The following is a 14,829-nucleotide window of genomic DNA, read 5'->3' on the forward strand; positions in this document are numbered from 1 at the left end:
GGTTTTTATATGGGAACACGAACTATACATAGCTATGAGACAAAGATGAAAGTTATAGAAATGAAATTGGCAGGCTACTCAAGCAGGTTTATTCAGACTGAACTTGGAATAAAAAATGTAACACAAGTCAAAACATGGTGGAGATGGTATCGAAATGGTGAACACTATCGATTTTCTCAACCTGTAGGCAAGCAATATACTTTTGGAAAAGGGCCTGAAGGAGACACGGTCGAAGAAACACAAAGACTTAGAATTAAATCTTTGGAGCAACAAATTGAACTATTAAAAAAGTATTTGGAAAGAGAAAGGATGTGGTTCCTGAAATAATCATCAAGCTCGTTGAAGAGTATCGCAACACTGTATCTCTTAAAGATATCTTGAATCTTTTTGGGGTACCTAAGTCAACGTATTACCGTTGGACTAAAAAAGAGCAACTAGAGTCTAATAATTATTCTGTCAATGAAGCATTAGTAATTGAACTTTGTAAAGAAAATAAATTTCGTTATGGATATCGAAAATAACTGCATTAATTCGAAAGAAAGAATTATCAATAAGAACACTGTTCAAAGATAATGCAGAAACACCAATGTCAATGCCGTGTTAAGGTCAAACGGTATCGAAAACAAAATCCGAAGATCATTATGCCCAATATCATTAATCGCGACTTTAAATCACTACGTCCTCTAGAGAAATTGGTGACAGATATCACTTACATCCCTTATGGCCATAAGATGCTCTATTTATCTACGATCATGGATTTATATAATGGTGAGATTATTGCGTCTACATTGTGTGACAGACAAAACCTAGAATGTGTGGTTGATACATTAAATCAACTTCCGGATATCGTTCAGCCATGTATTCTTCATTCTGATCAAGGGAGTGTCTATACATCAAAAGAGTATCAACTCAAAGTAAAAAATAAAAGCATTACCATGAGTATGTCCCGTAAGGGTACACCCGCTGATAATGCTCCTATCGAATCGTTTCATGCCTCGCTAAAGTGTGAAACATTCGAATTAAACCCAGAACTAAAGGGTTCTACTGAAATTGTATCACAAACTGTGATAAACTATTTAAAATATTACAATGAAAATCGAATACAAGAAAAGCTAGGATATCAATCTCCCGTAAATTATCGGTTAACTTCATCCTAACTTGGTTTTTTCTTTAGTCCCAAGGAACTAGGTCAGTTCCATTTCAATCTTAAGGTTTTTTTGTGTTAAAGTGTTTCAATAATTTGTGGAAGTCTCGTTTTAAAGAGTTTTTTAATGACCTGATACAGGATAAAACTGAGTAAAATGAGTAGAATTCCAAATGTATAAATAACATGAATCGGGTTAAAATTCATCGCTGCGTAAACAAATCCTCCAATAATCAAAAACGAAGAGAAAAGTGGGATTAAAGCGAGAAAGTTTTGTTTAATGGCTTGGGTTTCATTGTCCCATACTAATTTTGGTGAGAAAACGTCTAAGACGATTGCACTCGTGTTTGAAAGGATTGACCCTAAAAATGCACTAAGGACAAAAGAATGATATACCCAAAATTAAGATTCAAGAAAATCGCGAGCAGGATTCCAATAATCCATGTTGGAATAACCGTTATCAGAGATCCGATCAGAATCTTTGCATGGACCAAGGTCATAAAATCGAGAGGCATTGCTTGAAACTGTTGTAGGGTACGCCCTTCACGCGATATTGAAGTCGCGGTAATCATTCCAACATTCGCCATGAAATAAGATATTACAAGACCAATAATAAAAACGAGCGCAAATTTAACCGACAAGGGTTGAGTGTAAAATTGTAATGTCATGATTTCTTGAACGGTCTGATTTATTTCCGACAAGGATACTGGGGACTTGGAGACCCCAATTACAAATGGAATCACAAATGATACCGGTATAATAATCAAACCTGCGAAATAGTTTGTTGTGAATGTTGGGGTTCGAAGAATATTTCGAATGTCGTATCTCATGATGGCACTGAGTGCAGAACGTTTCTTTGTTGATTTATTAAACGCTTTAGTTGTGAGTGCTGTCTTTTTCGAACTTGCTTCATCAATTCCAATAACGCCTTTAAAATATAGTTTTTGCACAAGCGTAACACAGAGGAAAGGACTGAGTATTGAAATTAAGATTCCAAGAAACAACTTTTCATAATCTGCATAAACAACACCTTGTGAGAGCAGTGGTATTGTAGGGAAAATGCCATTCATGACTTTAAGTAAGGCGTTATCACCCGATGCAATACTGGTCATGATTTTTGATAAGAAGTCGGCACCGCCGGTTCCGGATGTTTGACCAAGAAAGGCCATACCAAGCCCCAATACAATACCGAGCAACGTTGAGACATAGGTATAAACGTCTTTATTTTTGAAAAATGGAATAAAGGTCAAGACGAGAATCATAAAGATCAACGATAGTGTAAATGGAATTATCGGAATCATCAGTGAACTCACGATAAATCGGATTATAAATAAGAAATCTGGTTTAACATTTACCATATACGCAATTGCGAAAGGAATAAAAATAACTGCAGCGCTGAGATACGTCGTGATCAAACTCGCAATAAATTTTGAAAAAAGAATATCGGCAGCACGAACGGGTAGCACTAAATAGCGCTCAATATCTTTTGAAAAATAAAATATCCCTGGAACGATGAGAATGCCCATAATTAAGATATAAATACTAGCACTCGCAAATAATGTATGGATTGCTATTCCAGGCTGTCCTAACGAAACTGCAGATTTAATAAGTGCATTCCAAAGAAAGAATACAATTCCACCGAGATAAATGAAAAGAAAGCCAAATAAGAGAAACATATATTTTGAATTTTTTTTTCTTTTTGGTTGAGAGTTGCTGCGTAAAATCATAAGTCGTTGTCTTCAACATTATTTTTGTTAGTGTGAGAATTAGACTCATTTTGTAAGCTCCAAGAAGATTTCTTCAAGTGAAAGTTGATTGTAGTTAGATTTCAGTGACTCAAGGGTACCTGTATAGACAATCTTACCGTGATTGATGATAACGACTTTATCGCATAATTTTTCCGCAACTTCAAGAACATGGGTTGAAAAAAATACCGCGCCACCGTGTTGAGCATGTTCACGCATGGCTTCTTTTAAAATATAAGAAGATTGTGGATCAAGTCCGGTTAGGGGTTCATCCAGGATGAGTAAGTAAGGATTGTGTAGAAGAACGCCAATCACCATAATTTTTTTTCGCATTCCATGTGAGTAGGATAGAAGTTTATCATTCAACGCCTGTTCCATCCCCAATAGGTGAGTATAGTTTTGGATTCGTTGTTGGCGATCTGTTTCATTGATGTTGTAAATGTCGGCAATAAAATTGAGATATTCAATCCCTTTCAGTTTTAAAAAAGCATTGGGATCATCAGAAACATATCCAAACTGTTGTTTTGCTTCAATCGGTTGTTCGCGGATGTTTAAATCGTTGAGTGTAATCGAACCCGAGTCCGGTGCCAAAATGCCTGTAAGCATTTTAATTGTCGTTGTTTTGCCGGCGCCGTTTGGTCCAATAAATCCAACAATTTCTCCAGAATTAATCTGAATAGATACATCATCAACAGCTTTATGGGACCCATTATAGGTCTTTGTGACGTTCTTTATATTTATCATAATCTTCTCCTTGATCATAAGATGTATTAATTATATCACTATTTTCACTATTTTCAATATCTTCACCAAAGTGGATAAAAATAGAGGGAATCATCCCTCTACATCCATGTAATTTTTCGTTCGGTTCCGTCTTTAATTCTTTGAATATTCGAACGATGACGGTAAATAACAATTATTGCGATAATTGCGAACGCAAAGGTTACTTGAATGTTATCTTGTGAAATACCAAGAATAACAACTGCAGTAATAATTGAAATCATAGCGGATAGTGAAACCATTTTAGATAAGTACAGTACTGCAAAGAAGATGAGTACAGGTACGATAAAATGCAGTACAGGTCTTTTTGTCACAAGAATTGAAATCCCCAATAAAAATCCCATAGCGGTTGAAACGGCTTTTCCACCTTTAAACTTAGCGAATATTGGAAAACAATGACCCAATGTTGCGAAAAATCCAGCGTAAATCGTTGCATCTGGGAATAAGAAATTGGTGATAACCATTGCGATGGTTGCTTTTAAAACATCTAAGACCGCAACGGCAACGCCAGCTTTCGCGCCCAAAGTTCGCCCAGCATTTGTTCCCCCAAGATTTCCAGAACCGTGTTCACGGATATCGGTATTAAAAAAAAGTTTTCCAATAACTAATGCATTTGGAATGGATCCTAAAAGATATCCAAGCACACTTGCTAATAATATTTCCATAAATTCACCTCAAAATCATTTTACCATGTTCAATGGCAAAGTTAAAAGAACTTTTCATGCTGGTTGAACTTTTAATACTCAAATAATTATTATGTCATGATATAATACACGTTGAGAGGAGTTGGAGAGCTTGAGTACACAAAATTATTCAGCTTCAAGTATTGAAATTTTAGAAGGTCTTGAAGCTGTAAGAAAACGCCCTGGGATGTACATTGGATCTACCGATTCACGTGGTTTGCATCATTTAGTATGGGAAATTATGGATAATGCGATTGACGAAGCGCTTAATGGTTTCGGAACGACAATCCGTTTAAATATAGAAGATGATATGACTGTTTCGATCCGAGATGAGGGTCGAGGAATGCCGATTGAAACTCACACAAGTGGTGTTAGTGCATTGCAGGTCATTTTTACTGTGCTTCATGCCGGCGGAAAATTTTCAGAGGCAGGTGGATACAAAACAAGTGGAGGTCTTCACGGAGTTGGTGCATCTGTTGTAAATGCGTTGAGTGAAGAAGTTAATGTAAGTGTATTCCGTAAAGACGGAACTTATAATATGACGTTTAGAAATGGTGGTAAAGAAATCGAACCCCTTAAAAAAACAAGTGATCGGGGTCCGATTGGAAGTCGCGTTCGTTTTAAAGCTGATCCAACTATTTTTAAAAATTCAAAATTTAGTTTTGATACCATTTGTGAACGTGTTCAAGAGAGCGCATTTTTACTACAAGGGATTCAGTTTATTGTTACGGACGAGCGTGTCAATATCACACGAGAATATCGTTATGAAAAAGGACTTGAGGCCTTTATGGAGTATATTCATGAAGATCAAGAAGTATTAAATGATGTTATTTTACTAAATGGTTCTGATCAAGGAATTTCAGTTCAAATTGCATTGCAATATAATGAAGGCTATAACGAAGACACCTATTCATACGTTAACTTGGTTCGAACCCATGATGGAGGGACTCATGTTGCAGGTTTTCGTTCTGGATTTACGAAAGTCATCAATGAATGGGCTCGTAAACATAACCTTTTAAAGGAAAAAGAAAAGAATTTTGAAGGAAATGATGTTCGTGAAGGGCTTTCTGTCATTCTATCAGTAAGTATTCCTGAGAATCTTCTTCAATTTGAAGGACAAACAAAAGGGAAATTAGGAACGCCTGCCGCAAAAGGTGTTGTTGATGCGGTAATCTCAGAGCAGTTACCTTACTACTTGGATGTTCATCATGAAGAAGCTACAAAGATCATCACTAAAATTCAAAAAGCTTCGCATGCCCGTTTAGCGGCTCGTAAAGCACGTGAACAGGCACGAAATGGAAAACGAAATAAGATTGAACGTATTTTGTCAGGAAAGCTTGCGAATGCTCAAACGCGAAATAAAAACAAGAATGAATTGTATTTAGTCGAAGGGGATTCAGCGGGTGGTAGTGCTAAGCAAGGACGTGATAGTAAATTCCAAGCGATTCTACCGTTGCGTGGTAAGGTTTTAAATACGCAAAAGGCAAAATTTGAAGATATTCTCAAAAATGAAGAATTAAATACAATTATTCATTGTGTGGGTGCTGGTGTTGGGAAAGATTTTGAGTTAAAAGATTGTAACTATAATAAAATCATTATTATGACCGATGCGGATACAGATGGTGCTCATATTCAAGTGCTGCTTTTAACCTTTTTCTTTAGACACATGCGTCCGCTTGTTGAGGCAGGGTATGTTTATATTGCGCAACCGCCGCTTTACCGTGTTAAATCCGGTAAAAATGTCCATTACGCTTATACTGAAGAGGAATTGGATGCATACCGTAAACAGTATGGTAAGGTTGAACTTCAACGCTATAAAGGGCTCGGGGAAATGAATGCGGATCAACTTTGGGAAACCACGATGGATCCAGCGAGCCGTTCGTTAATTCAAGTTCAAATCGATGACTTTTTAGTCGCTGATAAACGTGTCTCCGTACTTATGGGTGACAAGGTTGATGTTCGTCGCGATTGGATAGAACAAAATGTCGCATTTACGTTAGAGGAGGATCCACATGTCGCATGATTCATTAATTAAATTACCGATCGAAGACATCGTTGGTGAACGCTTTGGCCGGTATTCTAAATACATTATTCAAGAACGTGCGCTCCCAGATGTGCGTGATGGATTAAAACCTGTACAACGTCGTATTTTATATGCGATGTATCATGATAAAAACTTCTATGATAAACCATATCGAAAATCCGCAAAAACAGTGGGTCTTGTTATTGGTAATTATCATCCTCATGGAGATAGTTCAGTTTATGAAGCAATGGTTCGAATGTCTCAATCATGGAAGATGAATATGCCCTTGATTGATATGCAAGGAAATAATGGTAGTATTGATGATGATCCCGCAGCGGCGATGCGATATACAGAAGCTCGTATTTCAAAATTGTCTCAAAAACTTCTTGAAAACATTGATGAAGACGTCGTCCCTTTTGTACTAAACTTTGATGATATGACGACTGAGCCTTCCGTTTTACCAGCACGATATCCAAACCTTCTTGTGAATGGTTCGACAGGGATTGCGGCTGGATATGCAACCAATATACCGCCATTCAACCTTAATGAAATTATGGATGCTTCAATTTATCGCTTACATAATCCAGAGTGCGGTGTAGATGAAATCATGACTATGGTTCAAGGTCCTGATTTTCCAACAGGTGCCATTATTCAGGGTAGAGATGGAATTGAAGATATTATTCGTAAAGGAAAAGGACGCATTGTAGTTCGCGCTAAGGCAGATATCGTAGAAAATAAAAGCATGAAGCAAATTGTTATTACCGCATTACCTTATGAAGTGATTAAGTCTAATGTTGTTCGTAAAATTGACGAATTGCGTTTTACTAAAGCCAGTGAGGGATTTGGTGATGTGATGGATGTCCGTGATGAATCCGATCGTACAGGGTTACGGATCGTCATTGACTGTAAACGTGATGCTAATGTAGAAAGCATTCTCAATCTTTTCTATAAATACACGGAATTACAAGTTTATTACAATGCGAATATGGTTGCGATTGTTGATCAACGTCCACAGGTTTGTGGTCTTTTAGAAATTCTTGATGCCTACTTAAAATTTAGACAAGAAGTTGTGCTTAACCGTAGTAAATATCGTTATGAACAAAAAGAAAAACGATTACATATTCTTGAAGGGTTAATGAAAGCAACATCAATACTTGATGAGATTATTGCAGTCATTCGTCGTTCAAATAACCGCTCTGAATCACGCAATAATATCATGGCCGAGTTTGGATTTACCGAAGCGCAAGCAACCGCAATCGTTGATTTACAACTGTATCGTTTATCTTCAACGGACATTAATGCCCTTCGCGATGAATTCGCAAAACTGGCAAATGAATTAGAATATCTCGATTTAGTCATTAACAATATCGATATGTTAAACAATCTTATTGTTAAAGAATTCATGGAAATCAAAGAAACTTTTGATACGCCACGCAAATCATCAATAGAAGCGGAGATTTCAGAACTTGAGGTCGATCACCTCAGTCTTATTACAAATGAAGCGGTTATGGTTACCGTCTCGCGTGATGGATATCTCAAGAAAGTATCATTACGTTCATACGGTTCAAGTCAAAAAGATGTGATAGCACTTATGGATGAAGACATGCCAGTATTTAGTTCAGAAGTAGAAACAACCGATTATCTCGTCTTTGTAACGTCTAAAGGTCGTTATGGCATGATTCTTGTGCACGAAATTGATGAGGCTCGTTGGCGTGATACCGGTTCACACATTAACCAATACATGAAATGTGATCCAAATGAAAAAATCATCAGTGTCTTTACATTAAAATCGTTTGATACCTATCAATTTATCGTGACATCAACAGCATCGGGTATGGTGAAGAAAACAGCCATTTCAGAACTTGAAGTTAAGCGTACAAATCGACTTTACGATGTCATGAAGTTAGGGAAACATGATGAGTTGGTGGGTGCTGTCATTACTTCGAATGAAGATCATTTACTACTTGTAAGTAAAGAAGGACAATGCATGCGCCTTGATCTCTCAGAAATTAATCCAATTGGTTTGCGTGCTAAAGGTGTTATTGGAATGAAACTCAAATTAAATGATCGCATTGTCTCGACAATAGGATTATCGGATGAAAGTGACGTTGTTTTCGTATCAGACCGATTCCAAATGAAACGTATTAAGGCGCAAGATATTGCAATCAATAACCGTGCAACTCAAGGGACTTCAATTGTGAAAACGGTTAAGAGCAATCCGCACTATTTAGGTGAAGTTTTTGTGGGTAATATACAAGATCATATCTTAATATATAATGACCATACATCAATTATTTCAATTAAAGATGTGCCTATTATGTCATCAGATGCAACATTCTCAACGGTTACGGATGAAAAAGATTTCTCAATACTGAGACCGCTTGTTCATGTTGTAAAGGTTGCGTTTCCTAAATCAGAGGCGAAAAGCATTGATGAACCTTTGAAACTTGATTTATAATTATGTATAATTGTAGGGTAGAGTTATTACGTTCGACCTTACAAAACCAAGTCTGGCGGTTGTATACTTCCAGACTTTATTATTTCAATTAGGAGGTTTTATGATTAATCGGTATTCAAGAGATGTAATGAAAACAATATTTAATGATCAATTTCGTTTTGAAGCGTGGCTAAAAGTTGAGATCCATGCTGCAGAGGCATTCAATCAATTGGGCGTTGTTCCTGATAATGATTTAAAAGCATTACAAGAAAATGCTTCCTTTGATATCAATCGAATTTATGAAATTGAAGCGGAAACACGTCATGATGTTGTCGCATTTACCAGAGCCGTAAGTGAGACACTGGGTGATGAAAAACGATGGGTTCATTACGGCTTAACGAGTACTGATGTTGTTGATACGGCATATGGATATATTTATAAGCAAGCAAATGATATCCTGGAACACGGTCTTATTGATTTTATTGAGGTTTTAAGACAACAAGCCATTCGCTATAAAGATACTCCATGCATAGGACGTACGCATGGAATTCATGCTGATATTACAAGTTTTGGCTTAAAGTTTGCGCTTTGGTATGATGAGATGAATCGAAATTTAACGCGCTTTCAAAGTGCACGTAAAGATTTAGAAGCAGGTAAAATTAGTGGTGCTGTTGGAAATTTTGCGAATACAGATCCTTATGTACAAGATTATGTATGTGCGCAATTAGGCATTACGTCCACAAATATATCAACCCAGGTACTTCAGCGAGATCGCCATGCATTCTATATGTCGACACTGGCATTAATTGCGACAAGCATTGAAAAAATTGCAACAGAAATCCGACACCTTCAACGAACAGAAGTTGGTGAATTGGAAGAATTCTTTAATAAAGGTCAAAAAGGATCTTCTGCGATGCCTCATAAACGAAATCCAATCAGCAGTGAAAACATGGCGGGTTGTGCACGTGTGATACGTGGCTATATGATGACATCCTTCGAAAACGTCGCATTATGGCATGAGCGTGATATTTCACATTCCAGTGCGGAACGTATCATTTTCCCGGATGCAATCACCTTATTGGATTATATGTTGCATCGATTTACACGAATTGTTGCGAATTTAGTTGTTTATGAAGACAAAATGATGGATAATATCAACTTGACACACGGTGTTATTTTTGCACAACGTGTAATGACAACATTGATTGATAGCGAGGGATTAAGTCGAGAAGCGGCGTATGATTTAATACAGCCACTTGCAATGGAAGCATACAATACGCATACATCGTTTTTGGATGTGCTTCTTAAAAATGAGAATGTTTTAACATTGATGACTGAAGATCAATTAAAAGAGTGTTTTGATTTAAACTACTTCTTAAGAAGAGTTGATACCATTTTTGAAAGGGTAAATATATATGGAAAATAAAAAATGCGTTGGTTGTGGTTCAGTCTTACAAACTGAAGATGCAATGGGACGTGGTTACGCGAAATCAATTGAGAATGATTATTGTCAATCATGTTTTCGTTTAAAGCATTATCGCGATTTTAAACGTGTTAAAGCTGATGTTAATGATGGAACGACGCTTGAGTTTATTGAGCGTTTTGATGGCCATATTCTATGGGTTTTAGATATTATGCATTTAAATCAAAGTATGCACACAGGGTTGCTTCGTGCATTAAGAAATAAAAGTGTTGTGCTTGTCGTGAATAAGCGTGATCTTTTACCGAAGTCTGTTTCAAACAACAAACTTACAAATGCAATTATGCGTGCACTGAAAAATGAAGATGTATCGTTGATGGATGTTGTTTATGTTTCAGCCTTGAAAAAGAATACACTTGAAGCGTTGACACCATACTTGGAGGATGCTCCGTGTGCGTTTGTAGGATGTGTCAATGCAGGGAAGTCTTCTTTACTCAATGCATTAATGGGAAAAAACGATTTATCGGTATCGCCGGTTGCATCCACAACTGCGGATGTGTTACATATTGAAACGGAACATTACGATGTTTACGATACACCGGGATTAAGCAATGAAACTGAATTGCTCTCTAAGTTTACAGATGAGAACTTGGTGATGTTAGCGCCACAAAAAACACTGAAACCTGCTGTATATCAATTATATGAAAAACAAACGATTTTACTGGGGAATCTTGGGGCAATCACGGTTACTCCTAAGTCACACGTTCACGTTGTTTCATATCTTCCATTCGAGCTGAAACGGATAAAACCGGAACGGTTGGAAGCAAATTTTGAATTGGACCATGATTTTATGATTCAAAATCCTTCATACCGTAAGAAAAAATGGCCGGTAACGGATAAGCACATTGATATTGAAATTTTCGATGTTGGATTTATCAGTATTCAAGGTGAGTTAAAAGAATTAGAGACTCGTTTCGATAAAGAAGCGGAAGTCGTAATCAGAAAGGCGATCATTTAATGTTAAGTAAAGATCAAAAAAAAGAATTAAAACGTATTTCTCATGAAGAAAAAACAACTGTATTTATTGGAAAAAATGGATTAACTGAAACTGTTTATGAAACGTTTGAGACATCCATGTTAGCTCACAATCTTGTGAAGGTAAGTATTCAAAAAAATTCAGATGTTACAATTTTAGAAGCAATTGAAGCATTTGAAGATCGATTTAGTTGTGATTTAGTAAGTAAAATAGGGCGCGTTGCAGTTTTCTATCGTTACAGTAAAAACGGACGAATTAAAGTTTGAGAAAAATAATCTTGTTTGGCGGGAGTTTTGACCCCATTCATGATGGCCATTTAACGATGGCGAAGCACGCCCTAAAACAACGTAATGCGGATGAGCTTTGGTTTATTGTCAGTGCACAAAATCCGTTTAAAGAAGGAAGTTCCGCATTCCATCATCGATTTGAGATGGTGAAGTTGATGACTCGACCTTTTAAAAAAATGAAGGTTCTTGATCTAGAATCGAGAATGCCTTTACCCTCGTACTCAATCGATACCGTAAGGGTATTAAAAGCCCAGTATAATGATTGTGAATTTGAGTGGTTAATTGGTTCAGATCAACTGCCGACTTTAAATCAATGGAAGGCATTTGACGAACTACGTCAACAGGTACAATTCGTCATTTATTCACGCGATTCAAATGTTGATACGCAATTTCCACGTGTCATCGGTCCAGTTCTACCGATAAGTTCGACTGAAATTCGAAAAGGTTTCATTACCAAGACGGCACCATGCGTCCTTCAATACATGACGGAACGTGGTTTATATCTCGACGAAATTTTACGGAATCGTGTGTCAATGCGACGATATGAACATGTATTAAGAGTAAAAGATCTCGCATTAGAAATTGCAGCTGTACATCATGTTGATGCGCATCGCGTTGCGCTCGCATGTATGATTCATGATTTGTGTAAAGAAGATTCTGATGAAATCTTACTTAACATCATGAAGGCAACGTTTCCCCATCATATCGATTTGCATTCTGCATTTTATCATGGTTTTGCGGCAGCGTCAGAATTATCAAAAAAATACTATGTGCGAGATAAACAAGTATTAAATGCTGTTAGAGGACATGTTAATGGTGCTTCGACTCATAAAATTGGAATTATTTTATATATTGCTGATAAATGTGAACGAGGCAGAGGCTATGACAGTGAACCTTTAATATCTTTATCAAAACGTAATTTAGTTGAAGGATTTCAAGAAGTGAAAAGGGCACAAGGTGCCTATCTAAGGAGAAATAATGAATAATTTATTAGATGTAATTGTGAAAACAATTGACGAAAAAAAAGCAAATGACATTGTTACAGTTGATTTTAAACGAGAAAATCCATTATGTGACTATTTTGTAATTGCGGATGCACCAAGCGTTCGCCAACTTAATGCTATTGCTGAGTTTGTTGAAGAAGCGATTGAAAAAGAAGGATATAAAATTCGCAGTATTGAACGTCAACATGGTTCAACCTGGATTCTTATTGATGCATACGATGTAGTAGTTCACCTGTTTTTAACTGTGGAACGTGGCCACTACAACTTAGAAAAACTCTATCAGGACTATATTGATGAAAACGTATTACGATAGTCTTTTTTCCTCAAAAGAAGGTACTCAGTTATACAAAGCGTTTGTTCAAAAACATGCTGTTGGTAATACCCTTTTAGAAATGGCATGTGGAACGGGTGATTTGCTTCATGAACTTGATGATTATTTTGATGTTAAGGGTGTTGACCTCGATGATTCCATGCTCGCGTTAGGGTATGAAAAGTATCCTGAATTAGCCAATAAAATGGTTCAAGGTGATTTTCTTACGTATGAAGATCAAAAAACGTATGACACACTTATTTGTGTTGGAGACAGTCTTAATTACATATTAACTGAAGAAGATTTATTAAACTTTGTTGAGCGAAGCGTTGCTTTATCATCCAATATTATTTTGGATTGTCACCATCCCTATCGCTTAAATGAATTTGCCGATGATTACTATGAAGAAGGGTCAACCGATACCTTTGATTATGCATACCAAATTGAAGTGGATGGATCTCATTTAGTTCATGTCATTAATTTTTTAGATGGAACCTTTGACAGTGTTTATCAATGGGTATTTGATCCACAAATTTTAATTGATGCGTATGAAAAACATGGTTATTCTGTAAAAATATATACGGACTTTAATCACAAGGGGATTTGTGATGAGGGTGAGAAAGTAATGCTTGTCATTACAAAGGAGCGCTTATGATTCTCATTATTGGTGCGATGCAAGAAGAAGTTCAAGCATTGACGTCACTTATGTCGGGGGTAACATCGAGCAATGTTGCCGGTATTGATGTTTATATGGGTGTCTTGTCTCGTCAAGAAGTGGTTGTTGCACAAAGTGGTGTTGGTAAGGTTAATGCTGCTTACACTGCTTCTTGTTTGATAGGCATATACAATCCGCATCTTGTCTTGAATATTGGAAGTGCCGGTGGATTAAAAGCTGATCAAAAGCATGGTGATATGGTTGTGGCAACACATCTTCAATATCACGATTTGGATATTGGACCGGGAACCGACACGGACCCACGCTTTATTTTTAAAACAGATTCAAATCTTTTCCAAATTGCAAAAGAAACTCTTGAAAGCATGGGAAAACGTTTCCATGTTGGATTAATCGTTTCGGGAGATCAATTTGTGACAAAATCATCACAAGCTTTCCTTAACATCCAAAAACATTTCTCAGATGCAATTTGTGTCGAAATGGAAGCGACTGCGATTGCTCATGTGTGTTATCGAAGTCAAACACCATTTATCGTTTTAAGAGGGCTCTCTGATGTTACACATGATCCTGAAAATGATCTCGATTTTGAACAGCACTTACCTCTTGCAAGTAAAGTGAGTGCGATGTTGTGCCAACAATTTATTCTGAATTTGTAAAAGAAAAAGTACGAGATCATCTCGTACTTTTTGATTGCTATCGTAAGATAGTTTATGATTTTTTGCTTTCGATTCCATAAGGACCAGTCCAAAGACCGTTATCGAAGAACCATGTTTTAAATCATCGCTTGTAAAGGATTATCTTGTTTAAATACAAGTGTTGACTTAACATCAACTTTATCCTTTTTAGCTTCAATTACGACAAATGCAGGATATTTCTCAACACCCAATAATTGTTTTAAGCGTGTTACTGAGATGTTTTGAGCATCAGACATATCAATCGTTGTAATTTCAGGTGTGGGACGTACTTCTTGTTCTGTTGTTAAAGGCAAGTAATGCATCTTCAACATAATCAGAGTCGGAATTACCATCTTTTAGTAAGAATACGTGTTGTCCTGGATTATCATTTAAAAATGACTGAATTTCATTAAGTTTAATAACCGTTTCGCTTTTAGGCATACCGGTACTCAGCGTTAGAGCACTTGTTTTTGGTTTGAATTGATCGTATAAAACGACAAATAATGAAACGAGTGCAACTGCAGTAAACGCAATTAGAATAATTCGTTTTCGCATATTTCCTCCTAACGTAGCCAATAAAAGAATAGCACTTTGTTCAGAGAAAATCAAATTG

15 protein-coding genes and 1 pseudogene are annotated in these 14,829 nt (G+C 36.7%); 10 read left to right on the forward strand and 6 right to left on the reverse strand.

The genetic code is table 11. The features are described from left to right. The first annotated feature begins 9 nt into the window (after positions 1-9). Positions 10-1,157: pseudogene (locus EEI45_RS05455) on the forward strand (IS3 family transposase). A gap of 349 nt (positions 1,158-1,506) precedes the next feature. On the opposite strand, the gene EEI45_RS05460 reads toward EEI45_RS05455, so the two are convergent. The 4 genes from EEI45_RS05460 to plsY all read right to left on the reverse strand — a co-directional run bounded on the left by EEI45_RS05460 (position 1,507) and on the right by plsY (position 4,334). Continuing rightward, on the reverse strand, positions 1,507-2,820 hold the full coding sequence (locus tag EEI45_RS05460; RefSeq protein ID WP_228410231.1) for a hypothetical protein: 1,314 nt from the start codon (positions 2,818-2,820) through the stop codon (positions 1,507-1,509). Positions 2,821-2,916: 96 nt separating this feature from the next. Then, the gene (locus EEI45_RS05465) at positions 2,917-3,633 is read right to left on the reverse strand and encodes an ABC transporter ATP-binding protein (protein ID WP_125164446.1); all 717 of its coding nucleotides are present in this window, start codon (positions 3,631-3,633) and stop codon (positions 2,917-2,919) included. Continuing rightward, a complete protein-coding gene (locus tag EEI45_RS09925; protein ID WP_267128099.1) occupies positions 3,599-3,727 on the reverse strand; it encodes a hypothetical protein in 129 nt (42 codons plus the stop codon). Before EEI45_RS09925 ends, EEI45_RS05465 begins: the two co-directional genes overlap by 35 nt. Before the next feature lie 4 nt (positions 3,728-3,731). Then, positions 3,732-4,334 (reverse strand): glycerol-3-phosphate 1-O-acyltransferase PlsY, encoded by a 603-nt coding sequence (plsY, locus tag EEI45_RS05470; protein WP_125164447.1) that lies wholly within the window; start codon positions 4,332-4,334, stop codon positions 3,732-3,734. A gap of 130 nt (positions 4,335-4,464) precedes the next feature. Here plsY and parE point away from each other — a divergent pair, with 130 nt between their 5' ends. From parE to EEI45_RS05515, 9 genes are all read left to right on the forward strand, one after another. Beyond that, complete coding sequence (gene parE / locus EEI45_RS05475) at positions 4,465-6,375, forward strand: DNA topoisomerase IV subunit B (protein WP_125164448.1); 1,911 nt, start codon at positions 4,465-4,467, stop codon at positions 6,373-6,375. Continuing rightward, positions 6,365-8,833 carry a DNA topoisomerase IV subunit A gene (gene parC / locus EEI45_RS05480; RefSeq protein WP_125164449.1) on the forward strand — a complete coding sequence of 823 codons (2,469 nt, stop codon included), beginning with the start codon at positions 6,365-6,367 and terminating at the stop codon, positions 8,831-8,833. Before parE ends, parC begins: the two co-directional genes overlap by 11 nt. A gap of 100 nt (positions 8,834-8,933) precedes the next feature. Next, positions 8,934-10,238 (forward strand): adenylosuccinate lyase, encoded by a 1,305-nt coding sequence (gene purB, locus EEI45_RS05485; protein WP_125164450.1) that lies wholly within the window; start codon positions 8,934-8,936, stop codon positions 10,236-10,238. After that, on the forward strand, positions 10,228-11,250 hold the full coding sequence (locus EEI45_RS05490; RefSeq protein WP_125164451.1) for a GTPase: 1,023 nt from the start codon (positions 10,228-10,230) through the stop codon (positions 11,248-11,250). Before purB ends, EEI45_RS05490 begins: the two co-directional genes overlap by 11 nt. After that, a complete protein-coding gene (locus tag EEI45_RS05495; protein WP_125164452.1) occupies positions 11,250-11,534 on the forward strand; it encodes a YhbY family RNA-binding protein in 285 nt (94 codons plus the stop codon). Before EEI45_RS05490 ends, EEI45_RS05495 begins: the two co-directional genes overlap by 1 nt. Beyond that, positions 11,531-12,541: a nicotinate (nicotinamide) nucleotide adenylyltransferase gene (gene nadD / locus EEI45_RS05500; RefSeq protein WP_125164453.1), complete on the forward strand. Its 1,011-nt coding sequence runs from the start codon at positions 11,531-11,533 to the stop codon at positions 12,539-12,541. Before EEI45_RS05495 ends, nadD begins: the two co-directional genes overlap by 4 nt. After that, positions 12,534-12,872: a ribosome silencing factor gene (rsfS, locus tag EEI45_RS05505; RefSeq protein WP_125164454.1), complete on the forward strand. Its 339-nt coding sequence runs from the start codon at positions 12,534-12,536 to the stop codon at positions 12,870-12,872. Before nadD ends, rsfS begins: the two co-directional genes overlap by 8 nt. Further along, a complete protein-coding gene (locus EEI45_RS05510; RefSeq protein WP_125164455.1) occupies positions 12,853-13,524 on the forward strand; it encodes a class I SAM-dependent methyltransferase in 672 nt (223 codons plus the stop codon). The genes rsfS and EEI45_RS05510 overlap by 20 nt, the downstream gene beginning before the upstream one ends. Beyond that, entirely contained in the window at positions 13,521-14,198 is a 678-nt protein-coding gene (locus tag EEI45_RS05515) for a 5'-methylthioadenosine/adenosylhomocysteine nucleosidase (RefSeq protein ID WP_125164456.1), read from the forward strand. The genes EEI45_RS05510 and EEI45_RS05515 overlap by 4 nt, the downstream gene beginning before the upstream one ends. Positions 14,199-14,314: 116 nt before the next feature. On the opposite strand, the gene EEI45_RS09280 is transcribed toward EEI45_RS05515, so the two are convergent. Then, positions 14,315-14,530, reverse strand: a complete 216-nt coding sequence (locus EEI45_RS09280; RefSeq protein ID WP_228410232.1) for a hypothetical protein — start codon at positions 14,528-14,530, stop codon at positions 14,315-14,317. After that, complete coding sequence (locus EEI45_RS09285; protein ID WP_228410233.1) at positions 14,490-14,771, reverse strand: hypothetical protein; 282 nt, start codon at positions 14,769-14,771, stop codon at positions 14,490-14,492. Before EEI45_RS09285 ends, EEI45_RS09280 begins: the two co-directional genes overlap by 41 nt. Positions 14,772-14,829 lie beyond the last annotated feature (58 nt).

The sequence above is a fragment of the Erysipelothrix piscisicarius genome (assembly GCF_003931795.1).
Lineage (GTDB): Bacteria > Bacillota_I > Bacilli_A > Erysipelotrichales > Erysipelotrichaceae > Erysipelothrix > Erysipelothrix piscisicarius.

Bases quoted from the DNA above. Each gene is read 5' to 3' on its own strand.
- EEI45_RS05460 (WP_228410231.1), bottom strand. From the start codon at position 2,820: ATGTTTCTCTTATTTGGCTTTCTTTTCATTTATCTCGGTGGAATTGTA.
- EEI45_RS05465 (WP_125164446.1), bottom strand. From the start codon at position 3,633: ATGATAAATATAAAGAACGTCACAAAGACCTATAATGGGTCCCATAAA.
- EEI45_RS09925 (WP_267128099.1), bottom strand. From the start codon at position 3,727: ATGATTCCCTCTATTTTTATCCACTTTGGTGAAGATATTGAAAATAGT.
- plsY (WP_125164447.1), bottom strand. From the start codon at position 4,334: ATGGAAATATTATTAGCAAGTGTGCTTGGATATCTTTTAGGATCCATT.
- parC (WP_125164449.1), top strand. From the start codon at position 6,365: ATGTCGCATGATTCATTAATTAAATTACCGATCGAAGACATCGTTGGT.
- purB (WP_125164450.1), top strand. From the start codon at position 8,934: ATGATTAATCGGTATTCAAGAGATGTAATGAAAACAATATTTAATGAT.
- EEI45_RS05490 (WP_125164451.1), top strand. From the start codon at position 10,228: ATGGAAAATAAAAAATGCGTTGGTTGTGGTTCAGTCTTACAAACTGAA.
- EEI45_RS05495 (WP_125164452.1), top strand. From the start codon at position 11,250: ATGTTAAGTAAAGATCAAAAAAAAGAATTAAAACGTATTTCTCATGAA.
- rsfS (WP_125164454.1), top strand. From the start codon at position 12,534: ATGAATAATTTATTAGATGTAATTGTGAAAACAATTGACGAAAAAAAA.
- EEI45_RS05510 (WP_125164455.1), top strand. From the start codon at position 12,853: ATGAAAACGTATTACGATAGTCTTTTTTCCTCAAAAGAAGGTACTCAG.
- EEI45_RS05515 (WP_125164456.1), top strand. From the start codon at position 13,521: ATGATTCTCATTATTGGTGCGATGCAAGAAGAAGTTCAAGCATTGACG.
- EEI45_RS09285 (WP_228410233.1), bottom strand. From the start codon at position 14,771: ATGCGAAAACGAATTATTCTAATTGCGTTTACTGCAGTTGCACTCGTT.